Origin of the sequence: Aeromonas sp. Lyrl_2 (assembly GCF_051948815.1) — a bacterium.
Lineage (GTDB): Bacteria > Pseudomonadota > Gammaproteobacteria > Enterobacterales > Aeromonadaceae > Aeromonas > Aeromonas veronii.
In genome coordinates this window covers 48,675-70,689 of sequence record NZ_JAYJLJ010000015.1, presented here as the reverse complement: position 1 = coordinate 70,689, position 22,015 = coordinate 48,675, and the positions used below count along the sequence as shown (strand labels likewise).

General features: G+C 58.6%; 18 protein-coding genes. 11 read left to right on the top strand and 7 right to left on the bottom strand.

Annotated elements, in window-relative coordinates; genetic code table 11:
- The first annotated feature begins 158 nt into the window (after nucleotides 1-158).
- Complete coding sequence (gene sbcB, locus VF684_RS14225) at nucleotides 159-1,586, top strand: exodeoxyribonuclease I (protein WP_107683128.1); 1,428 nt, start codon at nucleotides 159-161, stop codon at nucleotides 1,584-1,586.
- Between the two features lie 155 nt (nucleotides 1,587-1,741).
- Nucleotides 1,742-2,242, top strand: a complete 501-nt coding sequence (locus VF684_RS14220) for a hypothetical protein (protein WP_005360277.1) — start codon at nucleotides 1,742-1,744, stop codon at nucleotides 2,240-2,242.
- A 78-nt stretch (nucleotides 2,243-2,320) separates the two neighbouring features.
- Here the strand turns inward: VF684_RS14220 and VF684_RS14215 are convergent, their stop codons facing one another.
- Nucleotides 2,321-4,030, bottom strand: coding sequence for an alpha-galactosidase (locus tag VF684_RS14215; protein WP_376900284.1), 1,710 nt, complete (start codon nucleotides 4,028-4,030; stop codon nucleotides 2,321-2,323).
- 160 nt (nucleotides 4,031-4,190) lie between these two features.
- Between VF684_RS14215 and VF684_RS14210 the strand changes: the two genes are divergently transcribed.
- From VF684_RS14210 to cdd, 3 genes are all read left to right on the top strand, one after another.
- Complete coding sequence (locus VF684_RS14210) at nucleotides 4,191-4,547, top strand: CidA/LrgA family protein (RefSeq protein ID WP_005333279.1); 357 nt, start codon at nucleotides 4,191-4,193, stop codon at nucleotides 4,545-4,547.
- Nucleotides 4,544-5,230, top strand: a complete 687-nt coding sequence (locus tag VF684_RS14205) for an LrgB family protein (protein WP_279475135.1) — start codon at nucleotides 4,544-4,546, stop codon at nucleotides 5,228-5,230. The genes VF684_RS14210 and VF684_RS14205 overlap by 4 nt, the downstream gene beginning before the upstream one ends.
- Before the next feature lie 185 nt (nucleotides 5,231-5,415).
- Nucleotides 5,416-6,300, top strand: a complete 885-nt coding sequence (gene cdd, locus VF684_RS14200) for a cytidine deaminase (RefSeq protein ID WP_005333283.1) — start codon at nucleotides 5,416-5,418, stop codon at nucleotides 6,298-6,300.
- A gap of 132 nt (nucleotides 6,301-6,432) precedes the next feature.
- Here cdd and VF684_RS14195 read toward each other — a convergent pair whose 3' ends face one another.
- Nucleotides 6,433-7,818 carry a tryptophanase gene (locus VF684_RS14195; RefSeq protein WP_279475134.1) on the bottom strand — a complete coding sequence of 462 codons (1,386 nt, stop codon included), beginning with the start codon at nucleotides 7,816-7,818 and terminating at the stop codon, nucleotides 6,433-6,435.
- 460 nt (nucleotides 7,819-8,278) lie between these two features.
- On the opposite strand from VF684_RS14195, the gene VF684_RS14190 reads away from it, so the two are divergent.
- The 4 genes from VF684_RS14190 (at nucleotide 8,279) to asd (ending at nucleotide 12,902) form a co-directional block, all read left to right on the top strand.
- The gene (locus VF684_RS14190) at nucleotides 8,279-8,443 is read left to right on the top strand and encodes a DUF2256 domain-containing protein (protein ID WP_279475132.1); all 165 of its coding nucleotides are present in this window, start codon (nucleotides 8,279-8,281) and stop codon (nucleotides 8,441-8,443) included.
- Nucleotides 8,443-9,963 carry a cryptochrome/photolyase family protein gene (locus VF684_RS14185; protein WP_279475131.1) on the top strand — a complete coding sequence of 507 codons (1,521 nt, stop codon included), beginning with the start codon at nucleotides 8,443-8,445 and terminating at the stop codon, nucleotides 9,961-9,963. The genes VF684_RS14190 and VF684_RS14185 overlap by 1 nt, the downstream gene beginning before the upstream one ends.
- Nucleotides 9,964-10,120: 157 nt before the next feature.
- On the top strand, nucleotides 10,121-11,428 hold the full coding sequence (locus VF684_RS14180; protein WP_337738132.1) for a D-amino acid dehydrogenase: 1,308 nt from the start codon (nucleotides 10,121-10,123) through the stop codon (nucleotides 11,426-11,428).
- 361 nt (nucleotides 11,429-11,789) lie between these two features.
- Entirely contained in the window at nucleotides 11,790-12,902 is a 1,113-nt protein-coding gene (gene asd / locus VF684_RS14175) for an aspartate-semialdehyde dehydrogenase (protein ID WP_279475125.1), read from the top strand.
- A gap of 104 nt (nucleotides 12,903-13,006) precedes the next feature.
- On the opposite strand, the gene fdhD is transcribed toward asd, so the two are convergent.
- From fdhD to VF684_RS14150, 5 genes are all read right to left on the bottom strand, one after another.
- Entirely contained in the window at nucleotides 13,007-13,897 is an 891-nt protein-coding gene (gene fdhD, locus VF684_RS14170; RefSeq protein ID WP_279475123.1) for a formate dehydrogenase accessory sulfurtransferase FdhD, read from the bottom strand.
- A complete protein-coding gene (locus tag VF684_RS14165) occupies nucleotides 13,894-16,026 on the bottom strand; it encodes a sigma 54-interacting transcriptional regulator (protein WP_279475121.1) in 2,133 nt (710 codons plus the stop codon). Before VF684_RS14165 ends, fdhD begins: the two co-directional genes overlap by 4 nt.
- A gap of 416 nt (nucleotides 16,027-16,442) precedes the next feature.
- A complete protein-coding gene (locus tag VF684_RS14160; protein WP_235660875.1) occupies nucleotides 16,443-16,685 on the bottom strand; it encodes a hypothetical protein in 243 nt (80 codons plus the stop codon).
- 252 nt (nucleotides 16,686-16,937) lie between these two features.
- Nucleotides 16,938-19,082 carry a formate dehydrogenase subunit alpha gene (gene fdhF, locus VF684_RS14155; protein WP_376900280.1) on the bottom strand — a complete coding sequence of 715 codons (2,145 nt, stop codon included), beginning with the start codon at nucleotides 19,080-19,082 and terminating at the stop codon, nucleotides 16,938-16,940.
- Nucleotides 19,083-19,128: 46 nt separating this feature from the next.
- Nucleotides 19,129-19,728: a 4Fe-4S dicluster domain-containing protein gene (locus VF684_RS14150; protein ID WP_047435276.1), complete on the bottom strand. Its 600-nt coding sequence runs from the start codon at nucleotides 19,726-19,728 to the stop codon at nucleotides 19,129-19,131.
- A 778-nt stretch (nucleotides 19,729-20,506) separates the two neighbouring features.
- On the opposite strand from VF684_RS14150, the gene VF684_RS14145 reads away from it, so the two are divergent.
- Together VF684_RS14145 and VF684_RS14140 are read left to right on the top strand one after the other, a co-directional pair.
- Entirely contained in the window at nucleotides 20,507-21,415 is a 909-nt protein-coding gene (locus VF684_RS14145) for a hypothetical protein (protein ID WP_338454819.1), read from the top strand.
- 189 nt (nucleotides 21,416-21,604) lie between these two features.
- Nucleotides 21,605-21,991 (top strand): hypothetical protein, encoded by a 387-nt coding sequence (locus VF684_RS14140; RefSeq protein ID WP_124929552.1) that lies wholly within the window; start codon nucleotides 21,605-21,607, stop codon nucleotides 21,989-21,991.
- The last annotated feature ends 24 nt before the right edge of the window (nucleotides 21,992-22,015 follow it).

Genomic DNA, 22,015 nt, shown 5'->3' with positions numbered 1-22,015 from the left:
TGCATAAGATATCGGAAGCAACCGCCCAATAAACCACCACCTGCACGGCTCGCCCTTCGTTCTGCCTGCGCTATGGTTTACCATGCACACAATTGTGGTGCCTGGCACCGCCCACCCAGGCGCTAGCCGCCGTCATCGGATACCTCATCTCGAGCAACATGAGCAAAACAGCACACGCGGGCAACGAGCCAACATTCTATTTCCACGACTACGAAACCTTCGGCATCAGCCCCGCCAAGGACAGGCCGTCGCAGTTTGCCGGTATTCGTACCGATGCGGATTTCAACCTCATTGGCGAGCCGCTGGTCATCTACTGCAAGCCACCGGCGGACTATCTGCCGGATCCGGAGGCGTGCCTGATTACCGGTATCACGCCGCAAAAGGCGATGAAGGATGGGCTGTGCGAGGCGGATTTCATTCGCCAGATCCACGAGCAATTCGCCACGCCGAATACCTGTGTGCTTGGCTACAACAGCATCCGCTTCGATGATGAAGTGACCCGCTACACCCTCTATCGCAACTTCTATGACCCCTATGCCTACAGCTGGCAGAACGGCAACTCCCGATGGGATATTCTCGACATGCTGCGGGCCTGCTATGCCCTGCGCCCGGAGGGGATCGAGTGGGCCTTTGACGATGAGGGCAAGCCGAGTTTCCGGCTGGAGAAGCTGACGGTTGCCAACGGCGTCGCCCACGCCAATGCTCACGATGCACTCTCGGACGTGCTGGCCACCATCGAGATGGCCAAGCTGGTGAAAAAAGCCCAACCCAAGCTGTTTGGTTATCTCTTTGATCTGCGTAACAAAAACAAGGTAAAGGCGCTGATTGACGTGGTGACCATGAAGCCGCTGGTGCACGTCTCCGGCATGTTCTCCCCCTGGCAGGGTTGTGCAAGCTGGGTCTCGCCACTTGCCTGGCACCCCACCAACCAGAACGCGGTGATCATGGTGGATCTGACCCGTGACCCCACCCCGCTTATCGAGCTCACGAGCGAGGAGATCCGCGAGCGCCTCTACACCAAGAAAGAGGAGCTGGGGGATCTGGCGGGCATTCCGGTCAAACTGGTACACATCAACAAGTGCCCGGTACTGGCGCCGGCCGCCACCCTGACCGCGGAGCGCGCCAACGAGCTCGGCATCAATCGGGAGCAGTGCCGCAAGAGCCTGGATCTGCTGCGCGCCCACCCCGAGGTGCGGGAAAAACTGGTGGAAGTGTTCAATCAGGAGTTCGCCGGCAGCAATGAGAGCGACCCCGATACCCAGCTCTACGCCGGATTCTTTGGCCATGGCGACAAGTCCACCATGGATCTGGTGCGTGCCACCCCCGCGGACCTGCTGGGTGAACGGGAGTTCGCCTTTACCGACTCCCGGCTGCCGGAAATGCTGTTCCGCTACCGCGCCCGCAACTGGCCGCACACATTGAGCGAAGCAGAGCAGAAACGCTGGCGCCTGCACTGCAGCGACTACTTCAGCCGCCGTCTGCCGGACTACGTGCCCCGTCTCGAGGCACTGGCCGAGCAGAACCAGAGTAACGAACGGAACTTTGCGATTCTAAAGAGTCTCTACCACTATCTGGAAGATTTATGAGTTGTGAGTAGTTTCACAATAAATCCTTCCCGCCCATCCCCTTCTTCAGGTCATAATGACGAAGGGGATTTCCCCAAAAACCAATATCTTGCAACATCCTGAGCGGATGTCTCCCAAGCAAGAGTTCTCTTTGGCCGAACGGAAGCCATTTGCTGATGCCTCGTCACCACGCACTGCTCGGATTACTGGCCCTGCTGCCGCTGGCAGCCAACGCCGCATACCGGTTCGATGTGCCGGATTATCTTGCTCGCCTGCCCGAGCAGACCTATCGCATCGTAGAACAGAACTTCAATACCCTTTATCAGCAGACTGATTTCACTCCCCTGATCACCAACAGCTACTTCAACGGCTCCCATCTCTACAAGTTTGTCGGGGTACCGCTGGCCATCAGCGCCCAGTCAGGTTTCCAGCTGGAGGTGTTTGGTCAGGTCTATAACCGCGCTTCGCAAGCCTATATGCACCTGAGCGAGGACATGTCCCTCTATCGGGTGATGCGAGTCGATCTGATGGGGAACCCCAATGATCAACTGGCCATCGGTTTTGGTCTGGGGGTGCCCATCACACCATTGCTGACCCTCAAGGCGATCGCCTCCGGCAGTGATATCCCGGGCTATGGCTCCGCCAAATACGCTGTCGGTTTTGAGTGGCGTTACTGAAAAACGTGACTGATAACCGCTGATTGAAACAATTCAGGCTCCGTGATGGAGCCTGAATTGTATGTGGTGATGCGGTGATCAGGTGTAGCGGATCACCCGCCCCTCGCCCCCTTGCAGGGTCACGGTTGTGCCGACTGCCTGCCCCTGCCAAAAATCGGTTCCCCCTTCTGGCAGCAGAAACTCCTGTGGTTGCCCCTCCCAGTTGAACAGGCAGAGCAGAGTGCCGCCCTCGGGCAGGCTTACTTCGCCGCAGGCAAAGTCCATCGACTCGAAACGGGCAGAAGGTGTCCGGGCCGCACAGAGCTCAAGCAGCTTGCGCAGTTGCGCCGCCTGCTCCTCATCGAGATCTTGCAGCCGATCACCCGCCAGCATCATGCCGCCGCTTGCCACCAACGCCGCCAGATGGAAACTGTATTCCGCCTGGCTTGCCTGCTGGCTTGGCAGATCCCGCAGACAGATGCAGTCGGGGTCGAGGGCCCAGAGCTTGTCGTTCTGCCAGGCGCGGCAGAAGGCCTCGCGGGCAATTTGGCGATAGCGGTGGCCATTGCGCTCCACGTCATCGCTCACCCGCATGCCGTGCACCAAGCCAAGGCTTGGCCAGATGGGGGCGTTGCAACCGAGCAGGAAGGCCCCTTCACCTGCACCACGCAGGATGGCGGCCATGCCGCGCCGATAGGCTTCAACCCGAGTGGCTGCCGGATCATGGAAACGGCCACCATGGATAGCGCCCCAGAAGTTGGCATCGAGCTTGAAGTAGTGGATGCCCCACTGCTCACGCAAAGTACGGAACACCCGCTCGAGGTGCACCTGCACCTCGGGGTGGGTACCGTCCAGCACATACCAGGGAGTACAACGCCAACCGCCATAGGTGACCCGCTCGGAGGGCAGCGGCAGACCGTCATCCCCCTTCACAAACCAGTCGGGGTGATCCTGAAACACCTGCGAACCTGGCTCTGCAATAAAGGGAGCGACCCAGAGGGCAGGCTCGCAGCCAGCCTGTTTGATCTCCGCAGCCAATGAAGCAACGCCTTGCTCGAACTTGGCCGACGGAGTGAGCCAGTCGCCCATCTTGGCCTGATAGCCGTCGTCGATCTGCACATAGCGCAACGCCGGGAAGCGCTCGGCGCGCACCTGCAGGTTCTCGCGAATATCGGCAGCGCTCACATCCGCGTAGTAGTGATACCAGGAGCACCAACCGCTCGGGCGCTCACTCACCTGGCCGATCAGCGAGCCATGTTCGACCTCGATCAGCTGTGCCAGCTCGGCCAGCAGATCTTCTCGCTCCGCTCCTTCGAGGCAGATCAGCGCCTCGCTCTGCCAGTGCTCACCGGCTACGAGTTTTCGCCCTTCGCAGTTCATCAGGATCTGCAAGCGACCATCGGGATAGAGGCGAAACTCTCCGCCAAAACGGTGGCAACTGGCAAAGGCAAGCAGCAGCCACCCCTTGTTATGCTCCACCAGCAACAGGTTGTGCATGGTGTGATAGCCGTTGTCATCGGTGATGCGATAGACGCTGGCATCGGGGCAACGGCCGACATGTTGTGGTGATTGCCAGCTACCCATGGTCTGAGCCAGCATCTGGAATCCTTCACCATAGATGGCGCTCTCCACCGGCAGGCCAAGCTTGCCATCAAACAGCACCCAGCGCTCAACCGGAGTGGCAACAGCGCCGGTGTTGTCGAGTCGCACCCGACACAGAGGCCCTTCCCACTGACGGGTTTGCAACAGATGGGGTGGCAACGCAGTATCGTTCGCCAGCTGGCGAACTCGGGACAAGAGGGATGTCATCACTACTCCTTGTAGTTCGAAAAAGGTTCTATCGGGCACTTTTCAAAAAATGCCAATCAAATCAGCTTCAAACGAACTGATTTCAGTTGTTATTGTTTTAATGCCGCGACCCGGCCTCTCTGGTAAACTGCGATTTTTCTTCCCAGTCGATGAGGTTCACGTGATCGCGCAACGCGCCTTGCTGTACTTTCGTGACTTTATGGTCATCGTCGCCTGCCTGCTGGCAGGCAAATCCGTGGCAGCCATCCTGCCGTTTGCCTTTCCCGGCAGCATCATCGGCATGCTGCTGCTGTTCGTGCTGCTCTCCCTGCAACTGATCAAGCTGCACTGGGTCGAGCTGGGGGCAGGCTTGCTGCTGCGCCACATGGGCGTGCTGTTCGTGCCGGTTGCGGTCGGACTGGTGGCCTGGCTTGAGCCCCTGCGCCAATCCTTCGGCGTCATCATGCTCTGCATCGTGCTCGGGATCGTGCTGATCCTCGCCACCGTCGGTCGGCTCTACCAGAGGATGAACAAATGATCTTCTGGCTAGCCATTCCCCTGACCCTGGCGCTCTATTTCGCCACCCGCGCCCTCTATCGACGCCTGCCCTGGCCCATCATCAATCCGGTGCTGGTGCCGACCGGGGTGATCATTGGACTACTACTCTGGCTCGATCTGCCCCTTGAGCAGTACGAGCGCGGCAGCAGCCCCATTACCATGCTGCTGGAACCCGCCGTGGTGGCGCTGGCGCTGCCGCTCTATCAGCAGGCGCGCCAGATCCAGGCCAAACTCAAGCCCATCCTAATCTGTGCCCTCGCCTCCGTCTTGATCTCGGTGTGCACAACCCTGCTGATCGGTCATTTTATGGGCACAGATCCGGCGCTGCTCGCCTCATTGGCGACCAAATCCATCACCACCCCGCTCGCTATGAGCGTCAGCCAGTCCATCGGCGGCATTCCCGCCATCGCGGCCGCAGTTGTTGTTGTTGTGGGAATTGTCGGCGCTCTGATCGGCTACCCGCTGCTCAGATTGCTGAAGGTGACCGACCCGGAAGCACAAGGGCTCGCCATGGGGGCCTGTGCCCACGCCATCGGCACCGCCACCTCCGCCGAGAAGGGGATCACCCAGGGCGCCTTTGCCTCGCTCGCCATGGTGGTATGCGGGATCCTCACCGCAGCCGTCGCTCCCCTCCTCTTTGCCATCTATCACTGGCTCACCTGACCGATGATTAGCCACCCCGACAGCTCTGCAGCGCTGTCGGGGTGCGACCTGCCGCACAATTTGCACAAGACAAACGTTTCCATTACCATCCCCCTCCGTTTGCCCGTCAGGGCGTGAGCCTGCTCACACATTTACCCGAGCTTGCTCCCTACAATGGCCGCCCAATTGGCCTTTGAGGACACACTATGCATCCCCGTTTTGCCAAGCCATTCGATACCCTCTCTGCCCCGCTCAAAGCAGCCGTGCAGCCCATGCTGGATAGTGCCGACTTCAACGCCCGCTTCACGCCGGAGCAAGTCGCCACCCTGAAAGCCGCCACAGGTCTCGATGATCGCGCTCTGCGCCTCGCCCTGTTGCCACTGGCCGCCGCCTGCTCGGTGGCGCCCATCTCCAAGTTTTATGTCGGTGCTATCGCCTGCGGCCTGAGTGGCACCTGGTACTTCGGTGCCAACATGGAGTTTGCAGGACAAGGTCTGTTCCACTCGGTCCACGCCGAGCAGTCCGCCATCTCTAACGCCTGGCTGGGTGGCGAGACCGGGATAAGCGAAATCACCGTCAACTACACCCCCTGCGGCCACTGCCGTCAGTTCATGAACGAGCTGAGCACCGCCAAGATCCTGAAAGTCTCTCTGCCCGATGACTTGAGCGCCCTGCAATCCTTCCTGCCCCACTCGTTTGGTCCGGCGGATCTCGACATCACTGATGCGCTGATGAGCCCGCAGGATCACGCAGAGCTTGAGCTTCAAAGCGAAGACCCGCTGTGGCAGGCCGCGCTGGCAGCTGCCCGTCAAAGCTACGCCCCCTACAGTCAGGGCTATGCCGCGGTGGCGCTGCAGTTTGCCGATGGCCGCATCTTCTCTGGCCGCTACGCCGAGAACGCCGCCTTCAACCCCAGCCTGCCGCCGATGCAGATGGCCTGCGCCCATGCGGTGCTTAACGGTGAAGATCTCGCCACCATCCGCCGCGCCGTGTTGCTGGAGAACAAAAACGGCCAGATCAGCCAGCGTGACTCCGCCCAGTCCACTCTTAAGGCGCTGGGCTCGGTCGAGCTGGAGTATCAGGCGGTCTGACCCGGTTTGCGTCTATAAACGAAAGCCCCCGCACCTTGGTGCGGGGGCTTTTTTACTGGGCCGTTTAACCGGGAGCGACCGGTGATCTTCACGGTTTGGCGCGGTTGATCACCCCGTCTGACCGGTTGCTGATCAGACCGGTTTCAGCCGCGCAGTGAAGTGGCGCAGCAGCGGCGGCTCGTAGTCGAAGGTGAGCCCGCGAATGTCGCTGGCCCGCGCTTTCAACGCGATCAGGCAGTCGGCCACATAGTCCATGTGATCCCGGGTGTAGACCCGGCGCGGAATGGTAAGACGCAGCAGCTCGAAGTCCGCCGCCACCTGCTTGCCGGTGGCTGGATCGCGCCCGAGCAGCAGGGAGCCAATCTCCACCCCGCGCACGCCCCCTTCCAGATAGAGCTCGCAGGCGAGCGCATGGGCCGGGAACTGCTCGGCCGGAATATGGGGCAGCAGCTTCTTGGCATCCACAAACACCGCATGGCCGCCGGTGGGGGTCTGGATCGGGATGCCCGCCTCGGCCAACCGCTCGCCGAGATAGGCCACCTGACTGATACGGTAGGTGAGATACTCCTCATCCATCCCCTCGCGCAGGCCGATGGCGAGCGCCGCCATATCCCGCCCGGCAAGGCCGCCATAGGTGACAAACCCCTCCATCGCCACGCAGCGCACCTGCACCGCGCGGAACAGGTCGAGATCTTCTTTGAAGCAACACAACCCGCCGATATTGACCAGCCCGTCCTTCTTGGCCGACATGGTGAAGATGTCCCCCAGCGCAAACATCTGGTGCACTATCTCCTTGATGCTGTGCTTGGCATAGGCCGGCTCCCGCTCCTTGATAAACCAGGCGTTCTCGGCAAAGCGGGCAGCGTCGATCACCACCGGAATATGGTGGCGACGGGCCAGTTCGGAGACCGCTTCCATATTGGCCATGGAGACCGGCTGGCCACCGGCACTGTTGCAGGTCACCGTGATGATGATGCCGGCCACGTTGGCGGCCCCCAGGGTCTCGATGGTGTCGCTCAGGCGAGGAAGGTCAAAATCCCCCTTCCAGGCGTAAGGGGCCGTGGTGTCGAGGGCTTTCGGGGTGAGCAGGTTGATGGCCCGCGCGCCAGCCAACTCCACATGGGCTTTGGTGGTGTCGAAGTGGTAGTTTGAGATAAAGACCGGCGCCTTGCCCCGGCAACGCTTGACCAGCTCGGGGAAGAGGATCTGCTCCGCCCCGCGCCCCTGGTGAGTGGGCATCACATGCTGGTAACCAAAAATCTCGCGCACCGTGCGCTCCAGCTCTACGAAGTTGCGGCTGCCCGCATAGGCCTCATCCCCCATCATGATGCCAGCCCACTGACGGTCGGACATGGCACCGGTGCCGCTGTCGGTCAGCAGATCGATATAAACATCTTCGGCCAGCAGCAGGAAGGGGTTCCAGCCAGCGGCCTCGAGGGCAGCGCGGCGCTCGGCGCCAGTGGTCTGTTTGATGGGCTCGACCATCTTGATACGAAACGGCTCGGGTATACGACGCATATAAGACTCCTCACCGGCGCGGGGCCAGTGTGTTTGAAATCGGAATTGGCAAAGAGGCCGGGGCGATCAGGGTCGTCCGGCTGACAAATTCAAACGGCGGGTGCCGCCAATCAGCGGTGAGGAAAGTCGAAGGTGAGAATGGGATCCCGGGTATACCAGTGGGCGAGCAGGCAAGCTGCCCGGGGCGTAGCTGTCATGATTGGCATCACTCCCCTCCATATCGGTTGTAGACAGTCGGTGGCCAACAAGATCCATAGATGGATGCTGCCAACGGGCAGCCTCGCCACGTTAACGGCTGGTTAATTGGCAAACAAGTGGCGCACCGACGGGCTGTGCGCCCGCTCACAAAGTGGGCATCTGCGCGGCAAACCGGCAGCGAGGTTGATCCGCCCGCGCCCCCGCTTCGTTATTCTCCCTACCCACACGCCACATCCCCCATCAGCCAAGGCCGGAAGCCATCATGCATCGCAAACCCCATCTGCCCGAGAAGATCTGCCCCGTCTGCCAGCGCCCCTTCAGCTGGCGGCGCAAGTGGGCGCGCAGTTGGGAGGAGGTTCGCTACTGCAGCGAACGCTGTCGCCACGCTCGTCTCCGTAACCATCAACATAATGAGGAGCCAGCCTGATGGAGCTGCGCCTGATTCTCGGCGATCAGCTGAACGCCGCTCACAGCTGGTTTCGCACCCCGGATCCGGCAATCTGCTACCTGATGGCGGAGGTGCGTCAGGAGACCGACTACTGCCACCACCATCGTCAGAAAGTGCTTGCCTTCTTTGCCGCCATGCGCGCCTTCGCGGCGGCCCTTGGCAAGGCGGGCCACCGAGTCTGTTACCTGACTCTTGATGAGAGTGCCCGCTGGCCCGACTTGCCCAGCCTGCTGGCAGCCCAAATCGCGGCGCATCAGGCCGACAGCTTTGCCTGGCAGAGCCCGGACGAGTGGCGCCTCGCCAGCCAGTTGAAAAGCTGGGCGGCGGGTATTGCCATCCCTGCTACCGAGGTGGAGAGCGAACATTTTCTCACTCCCCGCGATGGCTGGCAGCGTTACCCCCACAGCCGGATGGAGTTCTTCTACCGCGCCCTGCGAAAGCAATATCAAGTGCTGCTCGATGAGCACGGCCAACCCCTTGGCGGGCGCTGGAACTTCGATGACGAGAACCGCGCCAAGCTGCCGGAGCGTCAGCCGATCCCGGAACCCCTCACCTTTGCCAACGAGGTGAGCGAGATTGATGCCATGCTGACCCGCCACGGGGTCAGCACCATCGGCGAGGCGGATGCCAGCAGACTGCCGTGGCCCATCACAAGACGTCAGAGTCGCGAGCTGCTGGCCCATTTTCTCGCCCACTGCCTGCCCCACTTTGGCCGCTATCAGGATGCCCTGAGCGAGCGGGGCTGGAGCCTGTTTCACAGCCGACTGTCGTTTTCCCTCAATAGCAAGATGCTTCATCCGCTTGAGGTGATTCGGGCCGCCGAGACCCATTGGCAGGCCAATCAGGCCACCATCACGTTGGCGCAGGTGGAGGGTTTTATCCGCCAGATCCTCGGCTGGCGCGAGTTTGTCCGTGCCCTTTACTGGGAGAAGATGCCCGACTACCAGCAGACCAATTTTCTCGGGGCCAAGCGGCCGCTGCCCAGCTTTTTCTGGAGCGGCGAAACCAGGATGACCTGCGTGCGTCACGCCATCAACCAATCCCTTGAGCACGGTTACGCCCACCATATCCAGCGGCTAATGGTGACTGGTAACTTTGCCCTGCTGGCGGGGATCGATCCTGACGAGGTGGATGACTGGTATCTCGGCATCTATGTGGATGCCATCGAGTGGGTGGAGCTGCCCAACACCCGTGGCATGAGCCAGTTTGCCGATGGCGGCCTGATGGGCAGCAAGCCCTACGCCAGCAGCGGCGCCTATCTCGAGCGGATGGGCCACTACTGCAAGGGGTGCCACTATCAGGTCAAAGCCCGCCACGGTGATGGGAGCTGCCCCTTCAACAGCCTCTACTGGCACTTTCTCTGGCGCAATCGGGACAAACTGGGCGGCAATCCCCGCCTCGCCCTCCCCTATGCCAACTGGGATGGCCAAGCCGCAGCGCAACAGCAGGCCATTCTGGCGACGGCGGAGCAGTACCTGATCAAGCTGGAGCAGTTGTAAGCGGACCATGTCCCCTGGCGCATTCACACTGACAAGAGCGCAGCGATTTACGCTGGCAATCAGGCGCGTCATCGCACCAAACACCAGCCTGTGACCGGCAAGCAGACGGAGATCCCAATCCTGCGCAGAGCAGTTGAATATCCTGTGGCGGCTGATTATGGTGGTGGCCACATCAGGAGATCAGTCAAGGAAAGACGATATGGAGATAGTGGTTCTCGGTGGCGGCGTGATCGGGGTAACCAGCGCCTGGTATCTGGCCAAAGCGGGTCACAAGGTGACTCTGCTGGAGCGACAAGGTGGCGTCGCCCTTGAAACCAGCCATGCCAACGCCGGGCAGATATCCCCGGGTTACGCGGCCCCCTGGGCGGCCCCCGGCATCCCCCTCAAGGCCGCCAAGTGGATGCTGCAAAAGCATGCCCCCTTCACTGTGCGCCCCACTGCCGACCCCTTCCAGCTACGCTGGATGCTCAGAATGCTCGCCAACTGCACCCCGACCGCCTATGCCACCAACAAGGGGCGCATGGTGCGTCTGGCCGAATACAGCCGCGACTGCATGAAGCTGCTGCGCGACGAGTTGAGCATCGATTACGAAGGGCGCCAGCTCGGCACCCTGCAGCTGTTTCGCAGCCAATCCCAGCTCGATGCCAGTCAGCGCGATATCGAGGTGCTGGAGGAGTATGGCGTCCCCTACCAATCCCTTGATGCCAGCGGCTGCGAAGCGGCAGAGCCTGCGCTGGCGCGGGTGCGCGGCAAAATCGTCGGCGGCTTGCGTCTGCCCGGCGACGAGACCGGCGACTGCTTCCGCTTCACCAAGGCCCTTGCCCTTGAAGCCGAGAAGCTCGGGGTCAAGTTCGTCTTCAACTGCGATATCGACGAGATTGAGCAAGCCCGTGGCCGAGCCGTGGCGGTGCGGGCAGGCGAGCAGCGCTATCGCGCCGATGCCATCGTCTGTGCGCTCGGCAGCTATGCCACCGGCTTTTTGCGGCCGCTGCTGCGCCCGCTCGGGCTGGAGCTGCCGGTCTATCCGGTCAAGGGCTACTCCCTCACCCTGCCGATGATCAACGCCGAGGCCGCCCCGCGCAGTACCGTGCTCGACGAGACCTACAAGGTGGCCATCACCCGTTTTGACGAGCGGATCCGGGTCGGCGGCATGGCGGAGCTGTCGGGCTACAACCTCGCCTTGAATCCGAGGCGCCACGACACTCTGGCCATGGTGGTCGGCGATCTCTTCCCCGAGGGGGGCGATATCAGCCAAGCCGAGTTCTGGACCGGACTGCGCCCCATGACACCGGATGGCACCCCACTGGTGGGGCCGAGCCCCATTCCCGGCCTCTGGCTCAATACCGGCCACGGTACATTGGGCTGGACCATGGCGGCCGGCTCGGGTCAGCTGTTGTGCGATCTTATCAGCGGCAGCGAGCCCGCCATCAGCGATGAGGGGCTCACCCTCGCCCGTTACGGCTAGACGCCCACACAGTCGGGCTGTTTCTCTCGCCAACTGCGCCCTCAGACAACAGCAGAGGACCTCCTCAACCGCTTTATTGACAGGCCACCGCCATAAACGGTGGCCTTTTCGTCTGATGTTGACCTTCTCGCTCCCCGTCTGCCTGAGCGGTGCGCTGGCTGCCGGTTAATGCAGCAAACGGCACAGAATATTGCGCAATTCGACTTGCGCAAGCCGTCACAATCCGTAATGTGGATAGACGCATTTTTCGCAGCGCATATTTTTTAACTGGCCTGTAAACCGCTTGTAAACAGGCGTCGCCAGACAAGGGGTTACGGGTGTCACCACGAGTTTCTTTAGCAGCAATCCAGGGTAGGACAATATGAAAAAAGTAGGTTTGGTCGGTTGGCGTGGCATGGTGGGATCGGTTCTGATGAGCCGGATGCAGGAAGAGCAGGATTTCGCCCATATTCAACCCACATTCTTCACCACCTCCCAGGCCGGTGAGGCCGCGCCCAACTTCGGCGTCGATGCCGGTACTCTGCAAGACGCCTTCGATATCGAGGCGCTGGCCAAGCAGGATATCATCATCACCGCGCAAGGCGGCGACTACACCAAGGATGTCTATCCGCGCCTGAAAGCCGCTGGCTGGCAGGGTTACTGGATTGACGCCGCCTCCTCCCTGCGGATGGAGAAAGACGCCGTCATCATTCTGGATCCGGTCAACGGCGATGTCATCGAGCAGGCCCTGAACGATGGCATCAAGACCTTCGTCGGCGGCAACTGCACCGTCAGCCTGATGCTGCTGGCCCTCGGCGGCCTGTTCAAGGCCAATCTGGTGGAGTGGGTGAGCGTGGCGACCTATCAGGCAGCCTCCGGTGGCGGTGCCCGCCATATGCGCGAGCTGGTCACCCAGATGGGGATGCTGCGTGACGAAGTGGCGGTTGAGCTGGCCGACCCTGCCTCCGCCATCCTCGACATCGAGCGCAAGATCACTGAAAAGACGCGCTCCGGCACCCTGCCGGTGGACAACTTCGGCGTACCGCTGGCCGGTGGCCTTATCCCCTGGATTGACACCAAGCTCGACAACGGCCAAAGCCGTGAAGAGTGGAAGGGTCAGGCCGAGACCAACAAGATTTTGGGTATCGAGAATGCCGTCATTCCGGTGGATGGTCTCTGCGTGCGGATCGGTGCCCTGCGCTGCCACAGCCAAGCCTTTACCATCAAGCTGAAAAAAGATGTGCCGCTGGCGGAGATCGAATCCCTGCTGGCCGCCCACAACGACTGGGTGAAAGTGATCCCCAACGATCGCGACATCACCGCCCGCGAGCTGACTCCGGCGGCCGTCACCGGCACCCTCAGCATTCCGGTGGGTCGTCTGCGCAAGCTCAATATGGGCCCGGAGTATCTGGCCGCTTTTACCGTGGGTGACCAGCTGCTGTGGGGCGCCGCCGAGCCGCTGCGCCGCATGCTGCGTATCCTGCTGGCGCGTTAATCCGCCACAGAAGCAGATACAACAAGGGCGGGGAGTCACACTCCCCGCCCTTTTTATTGCCTGTTTTTATAAGCCCTTTAGCAGGCTCTCACTCTTGCTGTCACTTAAAGGAGAATGCGCTGGCACCCGCTGTAGATCTCGGCCCGCCCGGGGCGGCAAAAACCCACCAGCGTCAGCCCGGTCTGCTCGGCCCGCTCGACCGCGAGCTCGGTGGCGGCCGAGATGGCGAGCAAGATCTCCACCCCGGCGCTGGCGCACTTTTGCACCATCTCGAAGCTGGCGCGGCTGGTCACCAGAATGGCACCGTCACGGCGACCCGTGCGGCACAGATGGCCCACCAGCTTGTCCAGTGCAATATGGCGTCCCACATCTTCGCGAATGGCGAGAATATTGCCCTCACCATCCAGATGCACTGCCGCATGGGTAGCACCGGTGCGCTGGCCCAGCAGCTGGAGCGGGCGCAGCGCGCTCAGCACCTTGTCGATATGCCCTACCGCCAGACGCTGGCTGTCAGGCAGCGCTGGCTGGGTGCGGATCACCTGCTCAAGACTCTCGCTGCCGCAGATGCCGCAACCGGTGCGCCCCGCCAGGGTGCGCCGCTTCTCTTTGAGGCGATGGACGCAGCGATTGGCCAACGTGATATGCAGCTCAATCCCCTGACAGCCGTTAATTTGCTCGATGTCGTGGATATCGAGCAGGCTGTCGATGATCCCCTCGGATAGCGAAAAACCGATAGCGAAATCCTCCAGATCGGAGGCCGAGCACATCATCACGCTGTGGGCAATGCCGCTGTAGACCAGCGCCACCGGCGTCTCGGAGGGCAGCTCCATCTCGCTGTCGCAGGTCAAGGTATCGGCGCGGTAGTGCACTACCTCGCGGTGGATGGCGCAGCGGGCCAGCTCGTTTTGTTCGCTCTGCTCTCTTTGTTCTCTCTGCTCGCACTGTTCGTTCTGTTTTTGCTCGCTCCGCGCCTCAAGCTCTATGGCCTCTCTCATGGTGCGACCCCATCGATGATCTCGGGATCCCGGGCCGAAATGCCGAGCCGCTTCATTTTCGAAAGCAAGGTGGTGCGCTTCATGCCGAGGCGGTTGGCCGCCCCCCGCTCGCCAGCGACGATGCCGTTGCAGTCACGCAGGGCGGCGATGATCGCCTCACGCTCATCAATCGGCCCCTCCTCGGCAAAGAGCGGCGAAGCGGGCTCGTCGTAAACCAGGGTCTCAATCTTGTGGTAACCCTTGAGGGGCATCAGCTCATCGGGCGAGAGGTTGAGCACATGGCCGCGGGTCATCACCACAGCGCGCTCGATGACGTTCTCCAGCTCGCGGATATTGCCGTACCAGGGGAGTGACACCAGCATCTTCATGGCATCGGCGGGGATCGAGGTGATGGTGCGGCGCATCCGCTTCGCAATCTTCTTGATAAAGAAATTGACCAGCAGCGGGATATCCTCGCGGCGCTCGCGCAGCGGCGGCAGCTCGATGGGAAAGACATTGAGGCGGTAGTAGAGATCGCTTCTGAAACGCTTGTTCTTGACCATGGAGAGCAGATCGCAGTTGGTGGCGGCCACCAGCCGCACATCCACTGCGATGGGGTTGCTGTTGCCCACCCGCTCCAGCTCGTGCTCCTGCAATACCCGCAACAGTTTGGGCTGCAAATCCAGCGGCATATCCCCCACTTCGTCGAGGAACAGGGTGCCCTTGTGGGCCCGCTCGAAGCGGCCGATGCGCTGGGTCAGGGCACCGGTGAAGGCCCCCTTTTCGTGGCCAAACAGATCGCTCTCGATAAGGCCGGTGGGGATGGCGGCGCAGTTCACCTTCACCATCTCGTGGTCGTGGCGGGCACTCAGGGCGTGAATGGCCTGGGCGATCAGCTCCTTGCCGGTACCGGTCTCGCCGAGGATCAGCACGGTACTGTCGCTCTCGGCCACCAGCCGCACCTTCTCCAGCACGCTCTCCATCACCGCGCTCTGGTAGATGATGTGGGGGAACTCCCCCTGCATCTGCGGCTCGTTGATGCGAATGGTCTTCTCTTTTGCGCCGTTGGTGTTGGAGATCTCCTGCTGCGCCTGCACGTTGTTCATGGCTATGGCGGTGCGCGCCGCCACCTGCTCCAGCAAGGAGATATCGATATCGGCAAAGAAGTCGGCGTTGGGGTGCGAGAGGATCAACACCCCCAGCAGGTTGCCCCGATAGCGCAGCGGCAAAATGCAGGAGCTGTCGGCCTCGGGCGGCAGGATCTGGGAGGTAAAGCGGCAGCGATTGCTGCAGCCGTGGCCGTGCTCGCGATAGACAAAAAACGGCTCGCTGTGGCCAAGGGCCCCCTGCAGGCACTTCTTTTCGAAACAGGAGTGATCGATGATGCCCGGTTGATCGCTCTGGTGCTGATTGACCAGATAGCTCTTGAAGCTGTCGGAGGTGGCGTTGTACTCCGCCAGACACAAGCTGCTGATGCCGAAGTGGTGATGCAGGATAGCAAACAGGCTCTTGGGCAGCTCGGCGATGCGCACCAGCTTGATTACCGCGTTGGTCACATCCACCAGAATTTTGCAGCTGTCGCGCTCAAGGCGCAGGGAGTTGGCCTGCTCCAGGGTGCGCTCCTTGTCGAGCACGTTCTCCAGCGCAATGGCGATAATGGCCGCCAGCTGGGTCAGCTTGGCGAGGGTCTCCATGGTGAAACTGTCGAGCTGGGTGTTGATAAACTCGACCCCGCCCAAGTGGCTGCGGGCGGTGGTGATGGGGAGCTGGCAGTAGGAGCGCAACCCCCCGTAGACCCCTTCGCGATCCAGCGCCGGGCAGCGATTCTCAAAGCGGGCGGCAGCGAGAATGATGGCCTGTTCCGGGGTCTCTTTGGTAGGACGGGGGGAGAGGTGCAGCTCTGCCTTGGGGCAGACCAGATGCTTTGGGCCGGAATGTCCCATGAAGTAGAAGATGGCCTCCTCGTCCGCACCCATGTTGAGGATCAGGTTGACCCGGGTTACGCCGCCGAAGCTGGCATCTATCTTGTTGATTTTGTGGATAAAATCATCGAGCGTCACGGCCGACAGGAGGGATTTGGAGAGCAGGAGGAAACCGTCGTCCCAGATGGGAGAGATCTCGTCCAGGGGGATGGCACTCACATTTAGCATTGCGGCCTCACGTTATATCGATTTAGTCACCAGTCAGGCTGTCCATGCCATCGCATCACGACAAGCACCCGTCACCAAAATAAATAGCCGCAGCCCGTAAAAGCGGCTGCCAATAAGAAAAGCGGTGACGAAAATTGTCGCATGTTGCAATTCCAGAGTTGTTATTAACGAACGACAACAAAAAGTAACATCGTTATCGGGAGATATATTGGAATGGCGACTCATCATAGATGAGCTCAAATTTCATTACAATCCGATTTAATATATCTGATGGCCATATTTAACCGGTTATTTCATCAGTTCTTGATCTCAATTAAGGCGCCCGAAAAGTGGGCCGCCGTCAACTGTCAGATCTGTCTCTCCTCTTCGCTGACTGCGGGTTTCAAGATGGCGTTTGCTGCCCATTCATCGGCAATTTATGAAGTGATGATCCGGCTATGGCAGCACTTCAGGCCACCGAAGATAAAGAGGGCCGACAAGCTCTGGAAGGCCATCAGCAGCCAGCTGGCGTTGTCGGCAAGCTCGGTGGTGACGCTCTGGTGCGTGAGGTAGACCAGCAGGGTGATCACCCCCAGCAGCAGGCCGTTGATCAACGTGGTGGAGATAAACCCGATCAGCCAGGCACTGGAAATACTCAAGGCAGAAAATACGCTACTCATGGCGAGCCTTGCTGCCATAAAACAGCCGAAAAAACCGAAGCCGAGCAGAAATATCATCTCGTCGCGCCAAATATAGCAACCTATTCCCAGCAATATCGCCGCCAGATAGGTGCCAATATAGAAAAGTCCGAATAAGCGACCAATTTCATGTTGCATCATTTACTCCCCTTTTTTTGGGTAATAAAAGGGTGCCCGACTCGATAAATCCGAGTCGGGTTCCCTTATTTGTGCAGAACCTCTTTTTTAGGGCGATCAGCCTTTGGCTGCGCTGCGCAATTTCGCCTTGAGCGCGCTGTATTCAGTCTGGACGTAGACTTCCGCCTCAGGCTGATTGTCGATGCGCTCGATCTTCACCGCACAGTACTTGTACTCCGGCGTGTGGGAGACGGGATCGACGTGCTCGATGGTGAGCTCGTTGCAGGCCCCGATCCACCACTGGTAGGTCATGTAGACCACCCCGGAGTTGACCCGGTCGTTGTAGTTGGCGCGGGTGATCACCTTGCCACGGCGCGACGAGATCCAGACCAGCGCCTGATCCTTCACCCCGAGCTTTTTGGCATCGCTCGGGTGGATCTGCACATAGCCCGGCTCATCGGCCAGGGTCTGCAGCGCCGAGCAGTTGCCGGTCATGGAGCGGCAGGAGTAGTGACCCACCTCGCGCACGGTGGAGAGCACCAGCGGGTACTCGGCACAGGGCTGCTCTAGCGGCGGCCGCCACTCGGAGGCAATCAGCTGACCCTTGCCGCTCGGGGTGGTGAACACATTCCCCTCGAACAGAGTGCTGGTGCCCGGGTGATCCTCGGTCGGGCAAGGCCACTGCACGCTCTTGAGATCGGCCATCTTGTCGTAGCTGACCCCGGCATAGAGCGGGCAGAGCGCACGCATCTCGTCCCAGATCTCTTCGGTGTTGTGGTACTCCATGGGATAACCCATGGCGGTCGCCATCAGCGAAAAGATGGCCCAGTCCGGTTTCACGTTCTCGGGGGGCGTCACCGCCTTGTAGAAGCGCTGGAAGCCGCGATCCGCCGAGCTGTAGACCCCTTCGTGCTCGCCCCAGCTGGTGGCGGGCAGAATGACGTCGGCCATCTCGGCGGTCTGGGTCATGAAGATATCCTGCACGATCACCAGCTCCATCCCCGCCAGAGTGCGGCGGAACTGACCGAGATCTGCCTCGGTCTGGGCCGGATCTTCACCAAAGATGTAGAAGGCCTTGCACTTGCCCTCCTCCACCTTGTGGCCAAGCTCGGTCAGGCGATAGCCGGGCTTTTGAGAGAGCGACGCCACGCCCCACGCCTTGGCGAACTTGGCGCTGATCTCGGGATCGGCCACCGACTGATAGCCCGGGAACTGGTGCGGCAGCATCCCCATGTCACAGGTGCCCTGCACGTTATTCTGACCGCGCACCGGCCCGCAACCGGTACCGCGGCGACCGAAGTTGCCGGTCAGCAGCGCCAGACCCGCGAGCCCCTTGACCACGTCCACCGCCTGACCGTACTGGGTCACCCCCATGCCCCACAGGATCATGGACGCAGGCGACTCGGCATAGGTGCGAACGGCGGCGCGGATATCGGCGGCTTTGAGGCCGGTGATCCCCTCCACATATTCCGGGGTGTACTTGGCCACCGTCGCCTTAAAGGTCTCGAACCCTTCGGTGTAGTTGGCGACAAATGCCTTGTTGTAGAGCCCTTCGTTAATCAACACGTTGGCGAAGGCGTTCACCAGCGCCATGTTGGAACCGTTTTTGAGCGGCAGCCACTGATCGGCGATACGGGCGGTCTCCACCATGCGGGGATCACACACAATCACCTTGGCCCCGTTTGCCTTCGCCTTGAGGATATGGCGAGCGACGATGGGGTGAGAGTCCGCAGCGTTGTAACCAAACACTAGCAGGCACTTGGTCTCTTGAATTTCGGGAATGGCGTTGCTCATGGCGCCGTTGCCTACAGTTGTCTCCAGACCGGAGACTGAGGGTGCGTGTCACACCCTCGCGCAGTGGTCGACGTTGTTCGTCCCAATCACCGCACGGGCAAATTTCTGCATCACATAGTTGGCTTCATTGCCGGGGCCACGGGCAGAGCCGGTGGTCATGATGGCGTCCGGGCCATATTTCGCCTTGATGGCAGAGAGACGGCTGCTGGCGAACTCGATGGCTTCGTCCCAGGAGACCGCCTCGAACTTGCCACCGCGTTCGCGGCGGATCATCGGGCTCTTGAGACGGGGGGTCAGCAGGTTGGTGTCGTTCAAAAAATCCCAACCGTAATAGCCCTTGAGGCAGAGCTGCCCCTCGTTGGTCCGGCCGTTGGCGCCTTCGGCCCCCACCACCTTGTCGTTTTCAACCAGCAGGTTGATTTTGCAACCGGTGCCGCAATAGGGGCACACGGTAATGACTTTTTTCATGACTCACACTCTTGTTTGTTAACGAAAAACGGCTCGGCAAGCCCGCTCACACCCGCGCCGGCATCGCCAGCAGTGCCTCGGCACTGGCCAGCTGCTTCTGCCGGTTCAGGTTTTCAAGATGCTCCGGCGTGACCAGCCGCAGCGCCTGGGTCGGACACACCTCGACACAGGCCGGGCCAGCCTCGCGGTGACGGCAGAGATCGCACTTGAGCGCCTGCGCCTTGGTCTGCGGACGCTTGAAGAGCGAATCGGCAGCGGGTGCCACCTCTTTGAGCACCACCGCCATGGCGCCGTAAGGACAGGCCACCACGCAGGACTTGCAGCCGATGCAGCGCTCCTGCAACACCTTGACGCAACCATCCTCGCTGACGATGGCATTGTTCGGGCAGGCCATGGCGCACGGCTTGTCTTCACACTGGCGGCAGAGCACCGGCGTGGTCACCTTGCTGCCCACGATCACCTTCAGGCGCGGCTGAAAGTAGCTGTCCCTGGAGACCAGATGTCCATCCTCGATGGCAAGATGCAGGCCGCCCTCCCGCTCAAGGGTCCCGCTGCAAGACCCTGACTGGTGCGAAACGGCGCAGGCCACCTCACAGGTACGACACCCAATACAGAGACTGGGATCTGCAATCACGAAGCTGTTCATAGAGAGGGATCCTAAATGGTTCGTTACACCGGGCCGCCCGCCGACAGGCAAAGAGGCGGCCAGCCCCCCACAAAGCATTTATCAGACCAAAAAGGGCCGAGGGTGCGATAAAAATTCACAAGCAACTGAAATTAAAGGAGTAATCAGAAATGAATACGTGCAACTTGCCGCTCCTGACGAGGGTGACGACGGGCTGGGAAGTGTGATCGACACGACAAAAGTGACGAGCTCGACACCGGCTGACCAGCCCCTGCCCCAGCCGTATAACGGAGCCGTTTGAAGGAGTTTGCAGCCAGGATCGGCCGCCCCAAACCGGGCAAGCGGAGGAACGAAATCCCAGGAGAAAAGCCATACCAAGGGCCAAAAATGGGCTGTACAGCACGCCAAAGCCGCTTTGGGCGACGGCAAGTTGTTTGGTTTTACTATCGAGCTGGCAGACAATCATCAAGTCAAACCGAACAAAAATGAGCCACTTATTGACTGATTTGTTGAGCCAGAGCCGGTTTTAGGCCCCTGCCTCTTCAGTTTTCTATCCCTCCGGTTAATATGTGCCACTTGGCAACCAGCTCCGTTGGGGTCGTTTCCATGCAGATAAGCAATACAAAACTACAGGTAAAAAGCAGCAGACTAGGGGCTGGAACTTAGGGGCGGTAGCGATGACATAACGCAACTCTAAGATGGACTTCAACCAAAAATTATTTCTACTTTTTTAGCCAGGACATCAAGCAGATAACAGCATATGTCCAATTGATATGCACAAGATACTTTCAGGAAAAAAATGGAACTTGTTAACTATCACCCCGTAATGGTCAGTTATGACGGGAACGGAGACAGAATAAAATCTCATCGGATGAAAGCAAGTTATGTATCATCTAGCATCAATGGTTTAGACACCATATACAAAGAGGCTTTTAAAGAAGCGAATAAGATCTATAAATCTCAAGTTAATATTGACACGTTGTTAGAAGGTGGATTCAAAGAGGGATCTTTATGGTGGTTACTACAGCTTTTTACACGGGAAAGTGAGTCACAAATACAGATCAATAAAACATCTATAATAAATTCTGTGATTCAATCCATCCAATCTGCAATAAATTTATTGAAGCAAATGGATATGAGCACAACAGAAATATTGATAAAAGAGACTCATGATGGCTATGAGATAGATATAAATGGTGAAAAAGTTGTTTTGAATGAACTTCAGTGTGCAATTTTGACCAACCCAAAAATTCGCTCTGCAATTAGTGATGTTGCGGCTCCTCTAACCGAGGATGGTATTGATTCCTTAACAATTGACCATGGTTCATCCATTTGTCAAAAAATAAAAATATCAAAAGAAGACAATAATAACTTAGTAGTAAAAAGAAATCATAGGCATATTATCGAAGAAGGAAAAATATCCGGCTTTTACTACGTTGAAACACTAAGCTATAACCCCAAAGCAAAATGGAAGTTAATTTCTAAAGACAACCCAGCCAATAGCATTACCGTTGTTATTACAGATTCTGTTTTTTTAAAACGAGTCTCAGATAACCAAGAACGTTTTTCAAAAGATGACTTACTTAAAATTGAGGGTGTATGGTATAAGGAGAGAGTGAAGTTGACAGGTAAAACCTTTATAAACTATACGGTAACGGATGTAAGGGAACATATACCTGCCGAGGAACGACAATGGAAACTTCTATAATAATATCTATAGCAATCGTGTTTGCTATCATCCTTAACTATATTAAGCCGATTATTATTCATCGAATTAGAACTAGAAAAGTACGTGTAATTGTAATTGATCGTCTTGGCCATAAAAACATTAATACTTTATATTTATATCCTGATGACCCTCTATGGGAAGTCATCCAAGCTCATAGAGGTGATAAGCATGTCTCATGAGTTACAACCTCAACATACAAAAGAAATTCAAAAAACTGATATATTAAGTAGTGCTGCTATCACCGCACTAATAACTTTTATTGTCCTAACTTGGTCAAAAACAATTCCTTCTGATTCAGCTATATTTCCATATGTTACAGAGCAAACTATATCATTCGTTGCTGGTCTTGCCTCCTATCTTGTCACAATCACTTTAGCTTACCTAAGATATGAAGTGCGCTTATTGTTATATCGGAGAGACTACACAAAGAAAATTAAATATTTAGACCAAATCATCGACACTACCTCTTGTCCAAAAACCAAAGCCGATTTGGAAAGACAAAAGAACACTCTATTGATTGCTGCCGCCAAGGCTATTTCTGAAGAAAAGGTGTGATAATAAATTTGATTTTACACACAT

Excerpts from the sequence above, each read along its gene's own strand:
- sbcB (WP_107683128.1), top strand. The coding sequence starts at position 159 with ATGAGCAAAACAGCACACGCGGGCAACGAGCCAACATTCTATTTCCAC.
- VF684_RS14220 (WP_005360277.1), top strand. The coding sequence starts at position 1,742 with ATGCCTCGTCACCACGCACTGCTCGGATTACTGGCCCTGCTGCCGCTG.
- VF684_RS14215 (WP_376900284.1), bottom strand. The coding sequence starts at position 4,030 with ATGACATCCCTCTTGTCCCGAGTTCGCCAGCTGGCGAACGATACTGCG.
- VF684_RS14205 (WP_279475135.1), top strand. The coding sequence starts at position 4,544 with ATGATCTTCTGGCTAGCCATTCCCCTGACCCTGGCGCTCTATTTCGCC.
- cdd (WP_005333283.1), top strand. The coding sequence starts at position 5,416 with ATGCATCCCCGTTTTGCCAAGCCATTCGATACCCTCTCTGCCCCGCTC.
- VF684_RS14195 (WP_279475134.1), bottom strand. The coding sequence starts at position 7,818 with ATGCGTCGTATACCCGAGCCGTTTCGTATCAAGATGGTCGAGCCCATC.
- VF684_RS14190 (WP_279475132.1), top strand. The coding sequence starts at position 8,279 with ATGCATCGCAAACCCCATCTGCCCGAGAAGATCTGCCCCGTCTGCCAG.
- VF684_RS14185 (WP_279475131.1), top strand. The coding sequence starts at position 8,443 with ATGGAGCTGCGCCTGATTCTCGGCGATCAGCTGAACGCCGCTCACAGC.
- VF684_RS14180 (WP_337738132.1), top strand. The coding sequence starts at position 10,121 with ATGGTGGTGGCCACATCAGGAGATCAGTCAAGGAAAGACGATATGGAG.
- asd (WP_279475125.1), top strand. The coding sequence starts at position 11,790 with ATGAAAAAAGTAGGTTTGGTCGGTTGGCGTGGCATGGTGGGATCGGTT.
- fdhD (WP_279475123.1), bottom strand. The coding sequence starts at position 13,897 with ATGAGAGAGGCCATAGAGCTTGAGGCGCGGAGCGAGCAAAAACAGAAC.
- VF684_RS14165 (WP_279475121.1), bottom strand. The coding sequence starts at position 16,026 with ATGCTAAATGTGAGTGCCATCCCCCTGGACGAGATCTCTCCCATCTGG.
- VF684_RS14160 (WP_235660875.1), bottom strand. The coding sequence starts at position 16,685 with ATGAGTAGCGTATTTTCTGCCTTGAGTATTTCCAGTGCCTGGCTGATC.
- VF684_RS14150 (WP_047435276.1), bottom strand. The coding sequence starts at position 19,728 with ATGAACAGCTTCGTGATTGCAGATCCCAGTCTCTGTATTGGGTGTCGT.
- VF684_RS14145 (WP_338454819.1), top strand. The coding sequence starts at position 20,507 with ATGGAACTTGTTAACTATCACCCCGTAATGGTCAGTTATGACGGGAAC.
- VF684_RS14140 (WP_124929552.1), top strand. The coding sequence starts at position 21,605 with ATGTCTCATGAGTTACAACCTCAACATACAAAAGAAATTCAAAAAACT.